At 69.6% G+C, this 17,760-nt stretch carries 19 protein-coding genes and 1 pseudogene; 14 read left to right on the forward strand and 6 right to left on the reverse strand.

What is annotated here, in order from left to right:
- Window positions 1-268 precede the first annotated feature (268 nt).
- The 7 genes from C1N91_RS07885 to C1N91_RS07915 are packed head-to-tail and all read left to right on the forward strand — an operon-like array spanning window position 269 to window position 6,799.
- Window positions 269-1,606, forward strand: a complete 1,338-nt coding sequence (locus tag C1N91_RS07885; protein ID WP_137767292.1) for an MFS transporter — start codon at window positions 269-271, stop codon at window positions 1,604-1,606.
- A 47-nt stretch (window positions 1,607-1,653) separates the two neighbouring features.
- Window positions 1,654-2,460, forward strand: a complete 807-nt coding sequence (locus C1N91_RS07890) for a LamB/YcsF family protein (RefSeq protein WP_137767293.1) — start codon at window positions 1,654-1,656, stop codon at window positions 2,458-2,460.
- Window positions 2,457-3,185: a 5-oxoprolinase subunit B family protein gene (locus C1N91_RS07895; RefSeq protein ID WP_217496470.1), complete on the forward strand. Its 729-nt coding sequence runs from the start codon at window positions 2,457-2,459 to the stop codon at window positions 3,183-3,185. Before C1N91_RS07890 ends, C1N91_RS07895 begins: the two co-directional genes overlap by 4 nt.
- Complete coding sequence (locus C1N91_RS07900; protein WP_137767294.1) at window positions 3,182-4,177, forward strand: biotin-dependent carboxyltransferase family protein; 996 nt, start codon at window positions 3,182-3,184, stop codon at window positions 4,175-4,177. The genes C1N91_RS07895 and C1N91_RS07900 overlap by 4 nt, the downstream gene beginning before the upstream one ends.
- A gap of 53 nt (window positions 4,178-4,230) precedes the next feature.
- Window positions 4,231-5,043 carry an SDR family oxidoreductase gene (locus C1N91_RS07905; protein ID WP_137767295.1) on the forward strand — a complete coding sequence of 271 codons (813 nt, stop codon included), beginning with the start codon at window positions 4,231-4,233 and terminating at the stop codon, window positions 5,041-5,043.
- On the forward strand, window positions 5,040-6,200 hold the full coding sequence (locus C1N91_RS07910) for a pyridoxal phosphate-dependent aminotransferase (RefSeq protein ID WP_137767296.1): 1,161 nt from the start codon (window positions 5,040-5,042) through the stop codon (window positions 6,198-6,200). Before C1N91_RS07905 ends, C1N91_RS07910 begins: the two co-directional genes overlap by 4 nt.
- A 23-nt stretch (window positions 6,201-6,223) precedes the next feature.
- On the forward strand, window positions 6,224-6,799 hold the full coding sequence (locus tag C1N91_RS07915) for a TetR/AcrR family transcriptional regulator (RefSeq protein WP_137767297.1): 576 nt from the start codon (window positions 6,224-6,226) through the stop codon (window positions 6,797-6,799).
- A 71-nt stretch (window positions 6,800-6,870) separates the two neighbouring features.
- Here C1N91_RS07915 and C1N91_RS07920 read toward each other — a convergent pair whose 3' ends face one another.
- The 3 genes and pseudogenes from C1N91_RS07920 to C1N91_RS16990 all read right to left on the reverse strand — a co-directional run.
- Window positions 6,871-7,914, reverse strand: coding sequence for an L-idonate 5-dehydrogenase (locus C1N91_RS07920; protein ID WP_137767298.1), 1,044 nt, complete (start codon window positions 7,912-7,914; stop codon window positions 6,871-6,873).
- A 54-nt stretch (window positions 7,915-7,968) separates the two neighbouring features.
- Window positions 7,969-8,763, reverse strand: coding sequence for an SDR family oxidoreductase (locus tag C1N91_RS07925; protein ID WP_175416090.1), 795 nt, complete (start codon window positions 8,761-8,763; stop codon window positions 7,969-7,971).
- A gap of 21 nt (window positions 8,764-8,784) precedes the next feature.
- Window positions 8,785-9,243: pseudogene (locus tag C1N91_RS16990) on the reverse strand (gluconokinase); the annotation flags it as partial.
- Between the two features lie 109 nt (window positions 9,244-9,352).
- On the opposite strand from C1N91_RS16990, the gene gndA reads away from it, so the two are divergent.
- Both gndA and C1N91_RS07935 read left to right on the forward strand, forming a co-directional pair.
- The gene (gene gndA / locus C1N91_RS07930) at window positions 9,353-10,819 is read left to right on the forward strand and encodes an NADP-dependent phosphogluconate dehydrogenase (protein ID WP_137767299.1); all 1,467 of its coding nucleotides are present in this window, start codon (window positions 9,353-9,355) and stop codon (window positions 10,817-10,819) included.
- Window positions 10,820-10,831: 12 nt separating this feature from the next.
- A complete protein-coding gene (locus tag C1N91_RS07935; RefSeq protein ID WP_137767300.1) occupies window positions 10,832-11,515 on the forward strand; it encodes a GntR family transcriptional regulator in 684 nt (227 codons plus the stop codon).
- 39 nt (window positions 11,516-11,554) lie between these two features.
- On the opposite strand, the gene C1N91_RS16995 is transcribed toward C1N91_RS07935, so the two are convergent.
- On the reverse strand, window positions 11,555-12,205 hold the full coding sequence (locus C1N91_RS16995; RefSeq protein ID WP_254678391.1) for a MarR family winged helix-turn-helix transcriptional regulator: 651 nt from the start codon (window positions 12,203-12,205) through the stop codon (window positions 11,555-11,557).
- Here C1N91_RS16995 and C1N91_RS16700 point away from each other — a divergent pair.
- Window positions 12,182-12,325: a hypothetical protein gene (locus C1N91_RS16700; protein ID WP_175415961.1), complete on the forward strand. Its 144-nt coding sequence runs from the start codon at window positions 12,182-12,184 to the stop codon at window positions 12,323-12,325. The two genes, C1N91_RS16995 and C1N91_RS16700, sit on opposite strands and share 24 nt — an antisense overlap.
- A gap of 304 nt (window positions 12,326-12,629) precedes the next feature.
- Window positions 12,630-12,755 (forward strand): hypothetical protein, encoded by a 126-nt coding sequence (locus C1N91_RS17120; protein ID WP_260981088.1) that lies wholly within the window; start codon window positions 12,630-12,632, stop codon window positions 12,753-12,755.
- Between the two features lie 17 nt (window positions 12,756-12,772).
- On the opposite strand, the gene C1N91_RS07945 is transcribed toward C1N91_RS17120, so the two are convergent.
- A complete protein-coding gene (locus tag C1N91_RS07945; RefSeq protein WP_137767301.1) occupies window positions 12,773-13,483 on the reverse strand; it encodes a hypothetical protein in 711 nt (236 codons plus the stop codon).
- 452 nt (window positions 13,484-13,935) lie between these two features.
- On the opposite strand from C1N91_RS07945, the gene C1N91_RS07950 reads away from it, so the two are divergent.
- Entirely contained in the window at window positions 13,936-14,445 is a 510-nt protein-coding gene (locus C1N91_RS07950) for a hypothetical protein (RefSeq protein WP_137767302.1), read from the forward strand.
- Window positions 14,446-14,530: 85 nt separating this feature from the next.
- On the forward strand, window positions 14,531-15,046 hold the full coding sequence (locus C1N91_RS07955; RefSeq protein ID WP_137767303.1) for a hypothetical protein: 516 nt from the start codon (window positions 14,531-14,533) through the stop codon (window positions 15,044-15,046).
- Window positions 15,047-15,456: 410 nt separating this feature from the next.
- Here the strand turns inward: C1N91_RS07955 and C1N91_RS07965 are convergent, their stop codons facing one another.
- On the reverse strand, window positions 15,457-15,993 hold the full coding sequence (locus C1N91_RS07965) for an AAA family ATPase (protein ID WP_137767304.1): 537 nt from the start codon (window positions 15,991-15,993) through the stop codon (window positions 15,457-15,459).
- 1,081 nt (window positions 15,994-17,074) lie between these two features.
- Between C1N91_RS07965 and C1N91_RS07970 the strand changes: the two genes are divergently transcribed.
- Window positions 17,075-17,713: a hypothetical protein gene (locus C1N91_RS07970; RefSeq protein WP_137767305.1), complete on the forward strand. Its 639-nt coding sequence runs from the start codon at window positions 17,075-17,077 to the stop codon at window positions 17,711-17,713.
- The last annotated feature ends 47 nt before the right edge of the window (window positions 17,714-17,760 follow it).

Consider the following 17,760-nt stretch of genomic DNA (forward strand, 5'->3'; position numbering starts at 1 on the left):
CCGGGGATTGACCCGATCTGAACTGCGACCCTATTCTCAACTACGAGTCAATTCGCACTCACTGCAATCCGGCCACCGCCGTTCGGACGCTCAGGAGGACACCATGCACCGTCCCGCGTCCGTTCCGCGACCGATCTCGTCTGGTCACGAACCGGACGCCGTTGGCGTACCCGCGGACGGCAGCGTTGCCGTGCGTGCATTGGCGTGTGCAGGCGCCACCTCCCACACTGATAGCAAGCCCCACGGGGCTCTCCCGAGAGAAGATGACATGAGCGCAGCAGAACGGCTCGACACGACGCAGGTCGGAGTGCTCACCGCGGACGGCAAGGTGGTCCGCCGGGCAACCGTCGCCGGCGCGGTCGGTTCCTTCGTCGAGTGGTACGACTACGGCATCTACGGTCTGCTCACCACCTACATCGCGATCAGCCTGATCGGCGGTGCCGAGTCGGGCGCGCTGCTCCTGACGAACATCGGCTTCCTGGTGAGCTTCGTGGCCCGCCCCTTCGGGAGCGTGATCTGCGGGTACCTCGGCGACAGGATCGGCAGGAAGGCGTTGCTGTCCACGCTCCTCCTGCTCATCTCCGCGTCGACTCTGTGCATCGGCCTCATCCCGTCGCACGCCGTCATCGGGATCGCGGCGCCGATCGTCCTCCTCGCCCTCCGGGTCCTGCAGGGTTTCTCGGCGGGCGGCGAGGTCGCCGGGGCGATGTCCTTCGTCGGCGAGTACGCGCGGGACGCCGTCCGCAACTACTCCATGAGCTTCATCGCGGTCGGCTCCTTCTTCGCGCTGCTGTTCGGGAGCACCTTCTCCGCAGTCCTCATCACCACGCTGGGTGACGCGACCATGGAGGCCTGGGCCTGGCGGATCCCCTTCCTGTTCGCCGCACCGCTCGGCTACGTCGGGTTCTACATCCGCCGTCGCATGGAGGAGACCCCGCACTTCGAGGCGCTGCGTGAGCGCAAGGCCGTCGCCCGCAACCCGCTCCGTACCGCCTTCACCTCGCGCCGCCACATCGCGGCCATCGTCCTGACGATCTTCCTGCCCGCTCTGAACGGGCCGGGCTACTACCTGCTGTTCGCCTACATGCCGACCTACCTGAAGACCCAGCTCGGCGAAGCGCACAACTTCACGATGGTGAAGGCACTGCTCGTCACGGCCTGCGCACTGGTCGCGATCATCATCGCCATCCCGCTCATGGCCCGACTCTCCGACCGCATCGGCCGGAAGCCCGTCCTCATCATCTCCGCCGCCGCGATGGCGGTCGTCTCCTACCCGATGTTCGTGATGCTCGCCACGGGCGAGTTCGCGCTCGCCGCCGTCGGGGCCGTCGTGCTCGCCGTCGCGTTCTCCGGGCACGCCGCGGTCATCCACACGGTGCTCACCGAGATGTTCCCGACGACCGTCCGGTACAGCGCGTACAGCATCGGCTTCAGCCTCAGCACCATCATCTTCGGTGGCAGCGCACCGCTCGTCATGACCGCGGTCATCAACGCGACCGGCAGCAGCCTCGTCCCGGCGTTCGCGTCGATCATCACGGCGCTGATCACCCTGATCAGCTGCTTCTTCCTCCGGGAGACGAAGGGCCAGCCGCTCCGCGTCGAGTGACACCCGTCCGACACCGCTCCACCAGCACCACCATGAAGGAGGGCCCCATGGCCACCGCATCCGTCGCCGTCGTCGCAGACCTCGGTGAGAGCTTCGGCAACTACACCATCGGCGACGACGAGGCCCTGCTCGGGCTCGTCACCGCGTCGAACATCGCCTGCGGCTTCCACGCCGGTGACCCCCGCGTGATCGACGCGACGGTCGCGGAGTGCGTGCGACGCGGCATCGAGCTCGGCGCGCACCCGGGCTACCCCGACCTGGTCGGCTTCGGTCGTCGCCTGATCGAGGCGTCCGAGGAGGAGATCCGCACCGACGTGCTCTACCAGATCGGTGCGCTCGACGCCTTCGCCCGGGTGCACGGCGGGAAGATCAGCCACGTCGCGCCGCACGGACGGATGGGCAGCATCGCGCAGACGGACGCGAAGCACGCTCGTGCGATCACCGACGCGGTCGCCGCCTACGACCCGAGCTACATCGTCATCTGCCAGAACGGTCTCCTCGCCGAGGAGTCCCGGAAGCGTGACCTGCAGGTCGGGTACGTGTTCCTCGCGGACCGCGGGTACGGCGCGGACGGCATGCCGGTCCCGCGGTCGCACCCGGGCGGGCTCCTGCACGACCCCGAGGAGATCGGCCGACGCGTCGTCCAGGTCGTGACCGAGGGGACCGTCGTGACGGTCGACGGCGAGACGGTGCCGCTCGGACACGACGCGGACGTGGTGCTGCTGCACGGCGACCACCCGCAGGTGCTCGAGAACGGCACCGCGCTGCGTCGGGCGCTCGAGGCCGCCGGCATCCGCGCCACGGGCCTGCAGGAGGTCCTCGCCGAGAAGCGCGCGGCGGTCGCCGCGAAGTGACCGGCATCACTGCGATCCCGTTCGGGGACGCCGCGGTCATGGTCGCCGGCGTCCCCGGTCCGGACGGTCGTGCCCGGGTCCGGAGCATCGGCAGGCTGCTCGAGGACCGCACCCCGCACGGGGTGACGGAGCTGGTGGCCGGCCTGGACTCGCTCCTCGTGCGGTACGACCCGCTGCGGACCACCGCGGAGAGCATCACGGACCTGCTCGGTCTCCTCGACGAGGGTGTCGTCGAGGAGGCCGAGCAGCGGGGCGCGCCGGGGCGGGTCTTCACGATCCCGGTCGTCTTCGACGCCGGCGCCGGCCCGGACCTCGAGCCCGTGGCGGCCGAGCTCGGGCAGACCGTGGACCGGCTCGTCGACGACATCGGCGGGACGACGTTCGAGGTCGTCCTGCTGGCGGCCGGCATGGCCCCGATGATGGAGGGCGGGCACTTCGCCCGCCCCGTGCGCCGTGCGACGCAGCCGCGCACGAACGTCCCGCCCGGATCGATCATGATCGCCGGGCAGAACGCGATCATCCAGCCGTTCCCCGGGCCAACCGGGTGGCGCGTCGTCGGACGGACACCCCACGTCGTCGTCGACATCGCACGCGCCGACGCCGCTGCGATCCTCCCCGGCGACCGGGTGCGGTTCGTGCCGGTCAGCCGCGACGAGGCCGTGCGCCTCGAGGGGACCTTCCTCGAACCCGATGCCGCAACCGATGCCGAGGGGGCCGCGCGATGACGCACGAAGTACGCCTGGACGTCGTGGACGCCGGTTGGTCGACCACGTTCCAGGACCAGGGCCGACGCGGATCCGAACGACTCGGGGTCCCCACCGGGGGCAGCGCAGACCAGCACGCGGCAGCCGTCGCGAACGTCCTCGTGGGGAACGACCGGGACGCGACGCTCCTCGAGGTCCTGGGGGAGTTCTCCCTCGTGCCCTCGAACGACCTTCTCGTGGCCGCGACGGGTGCGGTGGGTCGTGTGCTCGTCGGCGAGCACGCGGCGGACACGTGGTCCCCGGTGGTGGTGCCCGCCGGCACCGAGCTCCGACTGCTGCCCGGACCGGAGGGCGCGCGCAGCTACCTCGCGATCGCCGGGGCCCTGCGCGCGGACCGGTTCCTCGGCAGTGCTGCGCCCGACCTCCGGATGGGGTTCGCGCAGCGGGTCGTCCACGGCGACCAGCTCACGGTGGACACCGACTTCGCCGGCTTCCGACAGCCGCACTTCGACCACGCCCTGTTCCGCCTGCCGGTCCCGGTCCGCAGGCCGGCTGCCGGGACCTGGACGGTCGACCTGGTGCCCGGCCCGGACAGCGGGATCCCCGGGATCGGGGAACTGGTCGCGGCGTCCGAGTACACCGTGACGCCGCAGTCGGACCACGTCGGTGTGCGACTGGACGGCCCGGTCCTGCACCCGGCGGACGGCGCGGAGATCGTCTCCCACGGCGTGCCGATCGGTGCGGTCGAGGTGCCCCACGGTGACGAGCTGATCATCCTGGGCCGCTACCGGACGGTGACGGCGGGCTACCCGATCATCGCGTTCGCCACCACCGCGAGCCAGTCGCTGCTCGGTCAGGTGACCCCCGGTCGGACGCTCCGGTTCCGCTGGACGGACCGCGGGCGGGCCCGGCAGGTGCTGTGGCAGGAGGAGACCGCCGTCCGCACGCTCGAGGACGCAGTCGCGGACGTCTTCCGTGCCGTCGGGTTGCCGCGACACCGCCGCGACGCTTGACGCGCCTCTCTCAAATGAGAGATGATTCTCACATAAGGAACGCGAGGGACGACATGGAATCTCTGGTCGGCAAGGTGGCACTCGTCACCGGGGCAGGCACCGGAATGGGGCGCGAGACGGCGTTGCTGCTCGCCCGGGACGGTGCGCACGTCGCGCTCGTCGGGCGTCGGCCCGGCCCGCTCGACGAGGTCGCCGGCCTGATCCGTGACGGCGGTGGGACCGCGGTCACCATCGCCGAGGACGTCGCCGCAGCGGGGGGCGCCGGCCGCGTCGTGGGCGCGGTGCACGACGCGCTCGGTCCGGTCGACCTGCTCGTCCACGCGGCCGGCAGTTCGAGTTCGGTGCAGAACGCACGGTGGGTGACCGAGGCCGAGTGGCGGGGCGTGATCGACGTCAACCTCACGGCGGTGCACCTGCTCACCCAGGCCGTGCTGGGCGACCTGCTGCGGAAGGGTGACGGCACCGTCATCACGATCTCCTCGCTCGCGGCCGTCAACCCGAACCTCCTCGGTGGTGCTGCCTACGGCGCCGCGAAGGCCGGCGTCCGAAACTACATGACGTTCCTGCACAACACGTTCCGCGCCGAGGGACTCCGCGCGGTGACGGTCCTCCCGGGCGAGGCGGACACCCCGATCCTCGACGGCCGTGCGCGTCCGCCCGCGCCCGAGGAGCGCGTGCACATGCTCCGCCCGGAAGACGTCGCAGAGACGGTCCGACTGGTCGCGGCGCTCCCGCAGCGGGCCGTCGTCCAGGAGCTCGTTATCGCCCCCACCCGCCAACGCGACACCAGTGTCGACCTCGAGATCAGCCGGAACACCGGCGCTCCCGCGGTGGACACCGACCAGGAAGACCACGGAAACGCATGACCACGACGACAGCCACCACGTTCGACGCCTCCCACGCAGTGCAGCGTGTGGTGGCAGCATCCCGTCGGGTGCAGCAGCCGCAGTCCAGCGGGGACCTCGTGTCGCTCGCGATGGGCGAGCCGGACTTCGACACGCCCGCGCAGGTGGTCGACGCCGCGGCGGCCGCGCTGCGCGCCGGTCGGACCCATTACTCGCCGCTCTACGGTGAGCCCACCCTGCGCCAGGCGCTGGCGGAGCGCATCGGGCGACTGGCCGACCGGTCCGTCGACGTCGGCGACGTCCTCGTGACCCACGGCGGCACCGGCGGACTCACCGCGGCCATCCTCGCGATCGTCGACCCCGGTGACCGGGTCGTGATCCCGGACCCCACCTACTCGCTCTACGCCGACCTGATCAGCCTCGCCGGCGGCATCGTCGTCCCGGTCCCGCTCGGGCCCGATCTGCACTGGGACCTCGACACACTCGACGCCGCGCTCGTGGACGCGAAGCTCTTCGTGTTCTGCAACCCGGGCAACCCGACGGGCATCGTGCACTCGCGTGCCGAGCTCGAGCGACTCGGCGCCGCGCTCGAGGGCACCGACACCATCGTCCTGAGCGACGAGGCCTACTCCGACCTCACGTTCACGGGTGAGCCGTTCACCTCCGCGCTGGAGGTCGCTTCGCTCGTCGACCGGACCGTGTACTGCCAGACGTTCTCCAAGAGCTACGCCATGACCGGCTGGCGCGTCGGGTACCTGTGGGGCCCCAGCGCGATCATCGCGGCGGCCGCGCGCATCCACAACACCGCGAACGGTTCCATGAACACCGCGGTGCAGGACGCCGCCCTCGTGGCGCTCGAGACGTGCGACGAGGACATCGCCCGCATGCACGAGGCGTACGCGCGTCGCCGCTCCCTGATGGCCGACGGCCTGGCCGCCATCCCGGGGCTCGACGTCAGCTCGCCGGAGGGTGCGTTCTACCTCTTCCCGCGGTACGACCTGGACCTGCCGAGCGTCGAGCTCGTCGGCCGGTTGCGCGAGCTGGGCGTCGCGGTCCGGCCGGGTGCCGAGTTCGGTGCCGCCGGTGAGCACCACCTGCGTCTCTCCTACGCCGCGTCGGACGACGCGATCACCGCCGGCGTCGCTCGGCTCGCTTCCGCGTTCGAAGCACTACGCTGACATCGACGACGTCGAGGAGAGCCGTGCGGAGTGACACCGAGCGCAACCGCGCCCGAATCATCAAGGCTGCGTCGCGGCTCGCCGCGAAGCACGGCAACGCGATCCGCATGCAGGACGTCGCCGAGAAGGCCGAGGTCTCGACCGCGACGGCCTACCGACACTTCGGCAGCGTCGACGAGGCCCTGGCGGAGTTCCGGTACGGCGTCGGTGAGACGCTCCGCGAGTTCAGCCTCGGCCGCGCCGAGCACGGTGTCGCACTCCTCGAGGTCGTCAGCAAGCGCTGGATCGAGCTCGTCATGAAGCACGGTCGCGCCATGGTGCACACCCGATCGGACGAGGGGTACCTGAAGCGTCTCCGTGCGGGCGCGCAGTACCTGACGGTGCAGGCCGACGCCCTGGAACGCCCGATCCGGGAAGCCGTCGAGGAGACCGGCATCGCGGACCCGGGGGACATCGGGCTCTACTTCTGGAACTCGTTGTTCGACCCGCGTGAACTGTTCGACCTGCACGAGACCGTCGGATTGGACCCGGACGAGATCGCGACGCGGCTCGTCCGGGCACTGCTCGGCACCCTGCGTGGGTGGGCGCCTGCGACCTGATCCAGCGTGCCATCGTGAAGGGGCCCCGCGACCGAGACGCCGCGGGGCCCCTACACGTGCCGAGGAGCCCGTCAGAACCGGAGCAGGACCTTCCCGGAGGACGCGGAGTCGGCGGCCGTCTCGAACGCGGCGAGGGCGTCCTCGACCGCGAACTCGTGCGTCGCCACCGGAGCGATCGCGAGGGACCCGTCGGCGAGGGCGTCCAGGACCTCGGTGATCTCGTCCACGAACCGGAACGAACCCCGCAGGTCGAGCTCCTTGGTGATCGCCAGCGAGACCAGCGCGGGCTGGGGACCGGTCGGCAGCAGGCCCACCATCACGACGGTCCCGCCGCGCGCCGCGCCGCGCACGGCGGACGCCAGGCCGTGGTGGTTGCCGGACGACTCGATGACGACGTCCGCCTCGACGGCGTCGATCGCGTCGGTGTCGCCGGCGTGGAGCGTGCGGTCGGCACCGACCTCGGACGCGATCCGCAGCGGCAGTTCCTGCAGGTCGACGGCGGTGACCTCGGCGGCGCCGGCGCGACGGAGCGCCGCGACCGCGAGCGCCCCGATGGGGCCCGCTCCGATGACGAGCGCGCGCTTGCCCGCCACGTCGCCGGCCCGGTGCACCCCGTGGAGTGCCACCGCTGCCGGCTCGGCGAGTGCGGCCTCCCGGAGGGACAGCCCTGCGGGCAGGGGCCGCAGCATCCGGGTGGGCAGTGCCGTGAACCGGGCGAAGCCACCCTGGGTGTGGGGCAGGTGCGCCGCACTGCCCAGGTAGGTGGTGCCGGGGGCCAGGTTCGGTCGGTCAGCCGGGTACCGTCCGGGAGCGGTGCCGGTGGTCGCCGGGTGGACGGCGACGGTCGTCCCGACCGCGGGGCCCGAGCCGTCCGCTGCTGCGGCGGTCACGGTGCCGACCACCTCGTGCCCGAGGACCATCGGTTCGCGGAGGATCGACTCGCCCACCGCACCGTGGCGCCAGTAGTGCAGGTCGGAGCCGCACACGCCGCCGTAGGCGACGGAGACGACCGCCTCGTCGGGACGCGGGGCGGGCGCCGGGAGTTCCTCGACGCGGAGGTCGCCGGCGCCGTGGACGACGACGGCGGTGTTGGGCTGGTGGTCGTTCTCGGACATCGGTGTCTCCTGGTCGAGCTGGTCGGGGTGGGATGGGGCGGGGTCGGTGCCGGGTCAGACGACGACGGTCATGCCGCCGTCGACGAACACCACCTGCCCGTTGACGAAGTCGCTCGCCGCCGACGCCAGCCAGACGGCGGGACCGACCAGGTCGTCGGTCGTTCCCCAGCGGTGGGCGGGTGTCCGGCCGAGGATCCACTCGTTGAACGCCTGGTCGTCGACGAGTGCCTGCGTCATCTCGGTGTGGATGTAGCCGGGCGCGAGCGCGTTCACCTGGATGTTCGCGCCCGCCCACTCGGCGGTCATCGCGCGGGTGAGATTGCGGATGCCGCCCTTCGCCGCCGTGTACGCGGCGATGGTCGGTCGCGCCAGGTCGGTCTGCACCGAGGCGATGTTGATCACCTTGCCGCGCTGCCGGGGGACCATCCGTCGTGCGACCTCGCGTCCGACCAAGAATGCGGCGGTGAGGTCGGTGCGCACGACGCGCTCCCAGTCCTCCAGTGCGAGGTCGAGCATCGGCACACGGTGCTGGACGCCGGCGTTGTTGACGAGGACGTCGATCGGACCGACCTCGTCCTCGACGCGGGCGATGCCGGCGACCACCGACTGCTCGTCGGTGATGTCGAAGGCGACGGCACCCACGCGGTCCGTGCCGTGGCGCTCGACGAACGCGGCGTGCGTCGCGGCCAGTCGCTCCTCGTCGCGACCGTGCAGGACGATGTGAGCACCGGCGCGGGCGAGACCGTCGGCGATGCTCTGCCCGATCCCGCGGCTGGAGCCCGTGACGAGGGCGACGCGCCCGGTGAGGTCGAACGGGGTCGTGCGTCCGCCGACGCTGTCCCCGACCAGTCGGCGGACGGTCCGGGCGACCTCCGTCGCGGGGGAGTCGATCCCGACGGTCACACCGCGCTCGTCGTGCGTCAGGGGTTCGAGGAGCTCGAACTGCGAGTTCAGCAGCGACGGCGGCATGTACTCGTGCGCCCGCGCGTCGAGGCGCTGCGCGATGAGCGCTCGCGAGCCGGAGAGGTGTGCGAAGAAGACCGAGGTGCCACCCAGTGCGTCGCGGTAGGCGCGGGTCAGTGCGGAGCACGCGAGCACGACCCCGCCCTCGGCCTCCGCGAGCACCCGCGCGAGCCGGGCGATCCAGGGGGCGCGATCGGTGTCGTCGAGTGGTGTGCCCGACGCCATCTTCGCCTTCGCCTCGGGGGAGTGGAGGTCGTCGGCGTCGACGAACGGCACGCCGAGCTGGTCGGCGAGGAGCGCACCGACGGTCGACTTCCCGGCGCCGGACACCCCCATCAGGACGATCGGGGGGACGTTTCCGCTCATCGCGGCCTCCTTCGGCACACACTCGACAAAATGAGAATCAAGTCTTAGTTTAGGCAACGTACCGACCACGCCGTGCAAGTGCAAGCGGCCCAGACGAACAGGAATCCCGATGCAGCAGGCAACCCAGCGGACCGGTCAGGCGAACATCGGGGTGATCGGCCTCGCGGTGATGGGGTCGAACCTGGCCAGGAACCTGGCGTCGCGTGAAGGGAACACCGTCGCGGTCTACAACCGCACCTACGCCCGGACCGAGGAACTGCTGCAGGAGCACGGCGACGCCGGGTTCATCGCGTCCGAGGACATCGACGGGTTCGTCGCGTCGCTGTCGAAGCCGCGCACGGCGATCATCATGGTCCAGGCCGGCAAGGGCACCGACGCCGTCATCGAGCAGCTCGCGGAGCGGTTCGAGGAGGGCGACATCATCGTCGACGGCGGCAACGCGAACTTCCACGACACCATCCGGCGCGAGCACGACCTGCGCGAGCAGGGCCTGAACTTCGTCGGGACCGGCATCTCCGGTGGTGAAGAGGGGGCGCTGAAGGGTCCGTCGATCATGCCCGGCGGCAGCGCCGAGGCATGGGAGACCCTCGGCCCGATCCTGAAGTCGATCGCGGCGGTCGCGGAGGGCGAGCCGTGTGTCACGCACGTCGGGACCGACGGGGCGGGCCACTTCGTGAAGATGGTGCACAACGGCATCGAGTACGCCGACATGCAGCTCATCGCCGAGTCCTACGACCTGCTGCGCCGCGTCGGCGGGTACTCGGTCGAGCAGCTCGTGCAGGTGTTCGACGAGTGGAACGGGGGCGACCTGGAGTCGTACCTGATCGAGATCACCGTCGAGGTCCTCAAGCAGCGGGACGCCGACACCGGGGGGCCGCTCGTGGACGTCATCCGTGACGAGGCCGGGTCCAAGGGCACCGGTGTGTGGACCGTGCAGAACGCGGTCGGGCTCGGCATCCCCGTGTCCGGCATCGGTGAGGCCGTGTTCGCCCGCGCCGTGTCGTCGAAGCCGACCCAGCGCGCCGCCGTCCAGGCGTCGGTCACGTCGCGCCCGGCGATCGCGGAGGTGCCGGACACGTTCGCCGACGACGTCCGCGCCGGGCTCTACGCGTCCAAGGTCGTCGCATACGCGGAGGGATTCGACCTCATCATCGCCGGGGCGAAGGAGTACGGCTGGGAGATCAACCTCGGCAACATCGCGAAGATCTGGCGCGGCGGCTGCATCATCCGCGCCCAGTTCCTGAACCGCATCGTCGAGGCCTACGACAAGAACCCCTCGCTCGAATCCCTGCTCGTCGACCCGTACTTCGCGAACGCCGTCGCCGAGGGTGAGGCAGCATGGCGGCGCATCGTCGGGATCGCCGCCGCGTCGGGGATCCCCGCGCCCGGATTCAGCTCCGCGCTGGCGTACTTCGACTCCCTCGCCTCCGACCGACTCCCCGCCGCGCTCATCCAGGGCCAGCGGGACTTCTTCGGCGCGCACACCTACCAGCGCATCGACAAGGACGGCACCTTCCACACCCTCTGGTCCGACGACGACCGCCGCGAGGTCGAACAGGAACCCTCCACCCACTGAGGAAGGCGGACCATGACCAACCGACCGGCCTCGCTCGACGTCGCCGCCCTGGTCGCGGAGCCCGAGGAGGCGATGGGCACACGGGTGTCGATGCCGTTGCAGCCTGCATCGACGTCGCGGGAGGCGCTGCGGGAGGGGCTGCGGCGCGCCATCGAACTCGGGCTCCTGAGACCTGGAACGCGATTGCGGCGGGGGAACGACATTGCCCGCGAAGTGGGCCTCAGCCGGAGCACCGTGAGTGCGGCCATGCACGACCTCGTGCACGACGGCCTCATCGACCGCTGCTCCGGCGGCGGCGCCGTCGTCCGCACGCGGGAGGATGACCACGTCCTGGTGCGGGTCGTGCCGTTGACCGAGGAAGTGGAGGGCGTGCTCGTCGAGGAGGTCGGGATCCTGGACTTCCCGGGTGCGGACGCACGCATCCGACGGTTCACCCAGTACCTGTGGGGGCGCAAGGTCGCCGAGGTGCGCATCGACTGCGAACCCCGCTGGTGGTCACCCGCTCCGACGCTCCGGTGGCGCGACCGACTCGCACCCCGACGAGGCGTGGTGTCCGCGACGGTCCAGGTCCACGAGGTGCTCGAATCCTCCGGCGACCGCCTCGTCCACGTGCAGACCGAGTACGTCGGTGCCCTCGGGACCTGCATCGTCGAGACGACCGTGGTAAAGGGGCTGTACGAGGTCCAGATGGCGTAGGTCCGGTGGCGACGATGCGCAGAGCGCTGGTCGATCGGATCAGGGGTGGGGCCAGGAGCGGCCACCCGTGCGCTCGATGTCGGCGTTGAAGCGCTTGAGGTACCCGGCGAACGCGTCCAGGTCGTCGGGGTCCCACTCCGACAGCACGGTGCCGAGCGCATCGACGAACCGGCGTCGTGCCTCCTCGAGCTCGGACGAGCCGTGATCGGTGAGCCGGAAGCGTCGGGCCATGCCCCCGTCCGGGTTGGGGATCCGCTCGAGCACGCCCGCCTTCACCGCGGCCGTCGTCTGCCGTTGCAGCGTGGACGCGTCCAGGCCGAAGGCCTCGCTCAGTTCACCGATGGTCATCGGGCCCTGCGCATTGATCCTGCTCAGCAGGAGGTAGGCACTGCGCTCGAGCGAGCCCTCTTTCCGGTGTTGCGCCTGGGAGTGACGGGCGAGCAGCATCTGGGCGTATTCGATCTCCGCGATCTTGTCGTCGACGGGCTGCGTCACCGTGCCGGCCGCTCCACCGCGGTCGAGGCCGCTGCCGAGTGGGGCCGGGTCGGCCTGATCGGTGAGAGCGGTCGCCTCGAGACCGAGGTCTCGGACACGCTGCTGCACAAGCAGCTCACGCTGACGGCGTCCTGGGTGACATCGCTGCAGGGGATGGAGGACGTGACCCGGATGCTCGCTGAGGGCGGCCTCCACCCGGAGATCGTCGTGTCGCACCGCCTCGGTCTGCTGGACGCAGACGAGGGGTACCGCATCGCAGCCGCGGGGGCGACCGGCAAGGTCGTCCTCGTCCCCCACACGGCGCCCGTCCGGTGACCGGGGCGCTGTCACTGACCACGATCGAGCGTGGTCCGCTCCGGGCGGTCTTCGCTCCGACCCGCGGTGGTCGTCTGCTGTCGCTCCGGATCGGGGAAGAGGAACTCCTCTGGCAGAACCCGTCCCTGCTCGGTCCCGACCCCAGCAGCTCAATGGGCCCTCCGCGGACCTGTGACACCGCCGACACCGCCCACGAACGGCCAGTCTCCGCGCATACCTCCCCTGCACCGATCAACGGTTCAAGGATGGAGACGACATGTTGCAGGCAGGTACGCTCGTGGTAGCTCTTCAGGATCACGGCGGTGTGAGCCGGTCGTTCGTCCGTAGCGGCGAGCAGGGCGTGGTCACGCAGGGCGGGTGGTGGCCGGTGCAGGTGCGGTGGCAAGGGCGGTCCTACAGTCAGCCTGCCTACGTCGACGAGATCGCCTGACAGGCAGCGCGGCGTCGTCACTGCGTTGAGGATGCGCGCGTCCCGAGCGCCCGCTCCCACACGCGGCGGGTACGGCGCGCGGTCGGGGTGTCCTCGCCCAGTCCGTCGCAGAACGCGCGGACCCAGCTCAAGGCGTCCTGCCGAGGCACTCGGAACTCGTTGCCCACGTAGTAGGCGGAGTCCGGCAGCGGCACGACGTTGATGATGTAGTACAGCGACCGGCGCGGCACACCGATCTCATCCGCGATCCAGCCCAGGCCGACGGAGGAACGGTCGGGGTGGCGGTGGCGGGGGAACGGTCGGCGGCGGGTGGTGCGACGCTCTTCCACGAACTGGCGGGCATCGTCGATGGGGATCTGGATCGAGTTGCCGATGCGGCGGGCAGAGTCGGGGAGGGCACCCTCGGAGCTGAGCACCCACACGCGTCGCTGGGTCACGTTCAGCTGCGCGGCGATCCACGCGAGGTCCACGGTCTCGACGTCGTCCGGGAAGGGTTCGATGCCGTACCCATAGAACCGGCGCTTGTCGGATCGGCGTTCCTCGATGAACGGCTCGGCGCTGGTGAGGGGGATGCGCAGTTTCCCGGTCTCGTCCCGGTAGGTGCCGGCGGGCAGTTTGCCCTTCGAGGACCAGGCGTAGGCGCTCCCCATCGCGACACCGACGGCGCCGGCGAGCTCGCGGAGGGTCATGGTCTCGGTCACCGGGACGTTCTTCGTGCTGGTGGTCATCTGGGGCTCCTGGTGCTACGGGCCGACCTGTTGACGACCTCATCGACATGTATGCGGCGAAACCAGGACGAGCTGTGGGTGCCGGTCGTCGTCAGTCGGTCAGCGGGGCCGGCTTCCCCGCCGACTCCACGTCCGGAAGTCGGAGCTATCCGGAGGGGCATGCCGATCGGCGGGGTTCCAGGGCACTAGTCTCGTCCCCTCCGGCCGGAGGGTAAGAGCTATGGATGGGGATCTATATGTATGGGGGAGGTGGGAGGGGAAATGTATCCCTCTTCTTCTTCAGATCTATATCTGTGTTCAAGAAGTTAAGAAGAAGAAGAAAGAAGGCCCTACTTCCCCAGCAGGCTGCGGATCTGGCTGACTTGCCAGACCGCTCAACCCGTTGAGCGTCAGCCGTGATCTTTGCAAGCCAGGGGCTGGATCAACTCGGGTTTCGCCGCATCGTGTTGAGCATGGCCAGCACGACCCACTTCTCTCGGTTCACCTCAGGACTCTCGCGCTGCCCGGGAGCCGAGCTGGAAGCCGAACCCATGGACCTCACGACCGCGGTTGGACTCCCGGTGACCACGATGATCATCAGCTGCGGCAGAGACTGCGCGGTCGTGGACGATGCGACGACCGCATTGCAGTGGATGCTCCGGGGCGCGACCACTCGGGCAGACTTCGCCTCCAGGACTGCCGAGGCCGCTCAGGCCGCGGAGCGAGCGCACTACGAACAGGTCCGGCGGTGCGTCGCTGCCCACAGGATGTCCGCTTCGCAGCACCGGCTCTACGCAGCACCGAAGGACACCCACTTCGACGGGCCGCTTCCGTTGCGGTGGCTCGGAGTCCCGCCGCTGTACCTGACGGGAACGCAGCTCGGCGAGCGACCGCTCCCGAGCGGTCTTACTGAACGGGTGTGCGGAGCGCCCGATGCGTGCTTGCGGCTGCTCGCTGACGCAGGCGTCATCGAGTTGTGGTGAATCGACGTGGGTTGCCCTGGTCCGCGCATAGGTGCCCCGAGGACGACAGCCGTCGTGGACGGGGATCCGGAACGGAGAAGCCACGTTGACCGAGGTACACCCCGAAAGGACGATCGAGCACTGGGGCGGTGTCCTCGTCACGCTGGACGGCGCGTCGGGCACTGAATGGCGCGAGTTGCCGTGGTCCCTCCTGCGCGAGGCGCTCCGTGCGCACGCGCTCGGTCCGGGCGGGGAACTGCTCGTCATCGAGTGCCGCGACACCGATGCCGAAGACGCCGCGGTACGCGGGCGAGCGCAGGTGCTCTCCCTCGGTGCCGGGTACGGCGTCATCGTGGAACTCCGGGACGACACCAAGGACGTGTCGTTGTACGAGCGCATCGCACTGCGCGACGAGCCTCGGGATGTCCTCCGACTGACGCTCTCTCCGACCTGGACCGCCGTCGTGCGCCAGGCCGAGATCCTCTCGCCGTGGCAAGCTGCCTCTGTCCTCGGGTGGATGATGCCCTGCGACGTTCCTCTGCTCGACGACTACTGGACGTCAGAGCAGGCTCTCGACTTCTGGCAGGACGTCCGAGCGGGCCGTCGCCGCCCACCGGTGTGATGCCGGACGACATCGTCTCGTCGCCAGTTCGTGGCACGTTTCTTGGCACGAATCTGTACGCATCGCCGTTCATCACCGTTGATGTCGGTTCCATCCGGAAGCCCGCACCGGCGCGGATCTCGGGGCAGATGCCAGCCACGACGGGCAGGCCGTTCGACGGCACATTTCCCTGACACGGAAGAGGTCACTGGTTCGATCCCAGTATCGCCCACAGCAGAGAACCCCCCGGTACCACCGGGGGGTTCTCGTGTTTCCGGGGTCGCCGCAGCAGTGGCGGACATCCTGCCTCCGGCCCTACGTCAGGTCGATGCCGTCCCGACGCACACCGACGACGAGTCGTCCCTGTCGAGTTGTCCGCGGATCCAGGTCGCTGCTGCAAGGAGCGACGCCGGCGTCCGCATGCGGATCGTTCAGCGCGACGCAGGAGTTTCGAGGTCGAGTCTGGAGGCGATGAGTTGCGCCGTTCTGCCTGCGCGGAGATCGCTCGTGTCGAGCCACCAACCGCGGTCTCCGAAGCCGCGACGCATCGACCGGTCAAGTTCGTCGTACCCGTCGAAGGTGAACCGCTTGCTCGCTTCTCTCCCTGCGTCGCGCTCCTTGCACGCAGTTGCGCCCGGGGCAAGAACAACCAGAGAGAAGGAATCCGACGAGAGGTGCCGGAGTAGCCGATCGAGGTGCGCACCATCCGGAATGACGCAGTCGATGACGGTGACGAACCCGGCCTCGGTGAAGTTCGCGGCCAGCGCGGCGAGATTCCGGTAGCTGAGCTCGACCTGGCGGGCGGCCTCTTCCGCGGGTTGACCAAGTGGCCACACGGCACCGGCGGTGATCATGGCGTTCAGTTCATCCGCTGCGATCCGCGCGGCGCGCGGCAGCCTCGTCGCGAGAAGTCGACTCACGGTGGACTTGCCGGCGCCGGGTACACCGGTGAGGATCACTGTCTGCACGAAGCCACCCGATCACGTCCGCGTTCTTCCGGCCTCGAAGTGAGCTACTCGACGTCGGCTTGGTCCGAACAGCCACGGGCAGCCGGTGCCCGGTAGCCGATCGTTGAGCGGACGATGCTCGATCTGCCGGGATCTTCCAGTTCGGTCCCCCTCGGCATGGCGTGAAGCGCACGGGATGTGCCGCAGATCCCGTCGTGGTCCCCGATGGGGTCGGAATGCCTTTCCGTGTCGGGCGAGATCTCGCGCACGATGGCGGTGTCACGTTGGCGGACCCGGATCCGGAGGGACCCTCGATCGGCGCTCTCGCGTGGCCAGGGCTCTTCTCCATCGCCTCGCAGCGTTCGGCTGACCTGACTCGGGCGGAGAGGGGGCTGCCCGTACGGAGCTTCCGCACGGGCCGTGACCGCTCTACGGATCCGGAGGTCGATCCTGAGCTACGGCGTACTTCCGTCGCTTCTTGCCCCCCGGCCCTACTGTGAAGTACGTCTGAGCAATCCCTGCTCCTACGAAGACGACAGCGACAACGATGATCAAGAACACATGCACAGAGCTGGACGGTACTGAGGCCCCTCCGCCTCGGACCGGTTGCTGTGGTCATTCCCACGCTCGACACCCGGGACCCCTCGGTAGCCGCTCGGCTTCCGAACGGCTTGCAGGATCGACGAACCTTGGGTCGAACCCGCTCACGGCCCGACTACGGTGCACTGCATGCGGCGCTTCGCAGCTCGTCCCCTCATCCTCGGCGTCGTCATGGCGATCGTCTCGGTAGCGGCCTCCCTAGCGCCACGCCACACGTCACAGACGGCGACCACCGGAGTGGTCCTGGCTGTCCTGTCGGTAGCGGCTCTCGTCCTCTCCGCGGTGGAGGCTCACCAGGATCGTGCGTCGACAGTCCTCCTCGTGTGGCGTCGGCACGACACCGGAGAACGACGTCCACGGCTGAGGTGAGGTCGGCGGAGCTCCTGAGGGGTCTGGGCTCCCGCCATCGGGATCGCGACCCTGTCGGTCCTCGCGAGCACGATCGCACCACAGCAGGCGGCGGGAGCCTTGCGCGGAAACGATGCCGTCGTACGCTCGAGGCATGACTGGAGTGGGGACCTGGCTCAGGAAGATCTTCGATCGACGCGACGCCGCAGCCGAACAGTCGGCGGCACTCGTGGACGAGCACATCCGCAACGGCTCGAGCATCGCCGTCGGCGAATCACTCGCGTGGGAAGTGCACGACGCGGAAGAAGACGCACCAGCGACGATCACTCTCACGCTACGGGAGCAGATTGAACGGGCACCGTCCGTGCACCTGAAAGGATTCGTCCTCGACAGCGCCTTCCACCACGCGCTGCCGGAACGCTGGAGGGCTACGGAGACCTACCGGGGGTCGCTCGACGACGGCTCCGAGATCGACGTGATCGCGCCGCTCGTAGTGGCCCCAGTGACCAATCTCGTCCCCGGCAAGCCACACACCCTCGCGATCCCCGTGCCGCTCGAGCGCATCGTTGCCCTGCAGTTCGGATCACTGACCAACAAAGCCTGGGTCGAGCGCGACGGCGAACACGTGTGGCTCGTCGACCACGATCGGTCGCCGCGCCTTGGTGACTGGTTGGCGCAGATGGGAACCGACCCGCTCGTCAGGCGCGTCGCCCTCCGCACGGACGGACCACTGCGGCTCGAGCCGGTAGAGGAGGTCCTCCTCAGCGAGCTCCATCGCCGCGGCGGCCAGTGAGACCTGGGGAAGAGAGCACCGACCGTCTCGATGGCCGATCGGCAACC

Source organism: Curtobacterium sp. SGAir0471, from assembly GCF_005490985.1.
Lineage (GTDB): Bacteria > Actinomycetota > Actinomycetes > Actinomycetales > Microbacteriaceae > Curtobacterium.

Bases quoted from the DNA above. Each gene is read 5' to 3' on its own strand.
- C1N91_RS07885 (WP_137767292.1), top strand. From the start codon at position 269: ATGAGCGCAGCAGAACGGCTCGACACGACGCAGGTCGGAGTGCTCACC.
- C1N91_RS07890 (WP_137767293.1), top strand. From the start codon at position 1,654: ATGGCCACCGCATCCGTCGCCGTCGTCGCAGACCTCGGTGAGAGCTTC.
- C1N91_RS07900 (WP_137767294.1), top strand. From the start codon at position 3,182: ATGACGCACGAAGTACGCCTGGACGTCGTGGACGCCGGTTGGTCGACC.
- C1N91_RS07905 (WP_137767295.1), top strand. From the start codon at position 4,231: ATGGAATCTCTGGTCGGCAAGGTGGCACTCGTCACCGGGGCAGGCACC.
- C1N91_RS07910 (WP_137767296.1), top strand. From the start codon at position 5,040: ATGACCACGACGACAGCCACCACGTTCGACGCCTCCCACGCAGTGCAG.
- C1N91_RS07920 (WP_137767298.1), bottom strand. From the start codon at position 7,914: ATGTCCGAGAACGACCACCAGCCCAACACCGCCGTCGTCGTCCACGGC.
- gndA (WP_137767299.1), top strand. From the start codon at position 9,353: ATGCAGCAGGCAACCCAGCGGACCGGTCAGGCGAACATCGGGGTGATC.
- C1N91_RS07935 (WP_137767300.1), top strand. From the start codon at position 10,832: ATGACCAACCGACCGGCCTCGCTCGACGTCGCCGCCCTGGTCGCGGAG.
- C1N91_RS16700 (WP_175415961.1), top strand. From the start codon at position 12,182: ATGCTCGCTGAGGGCGGCCTCCACCCGGAGATCGTCGTGTCGCACCGC.
- C1N91_RS07945 (WP_137767301.1), bottom strand. From the start codon at position 13,483: ATGACCACCAGCACGAAGAACGTCCCGGTGACCGAGACCATGACCCTC.
- C1N91_RS07950 (WP_137767302.1), top strand. From the start codon at position 13,936: ATGGCCAGCACGACCCACTTCTCTCGGTTCACCTCAGGACTCTCGCGC.
- C1N91_RS07970 (WP_137767305.1), top strand. From the start codon at position 17,075: ATGACTGGAGTGGGGACCTGGCTCAGGAAGATCTTCGATCGACGCGAC.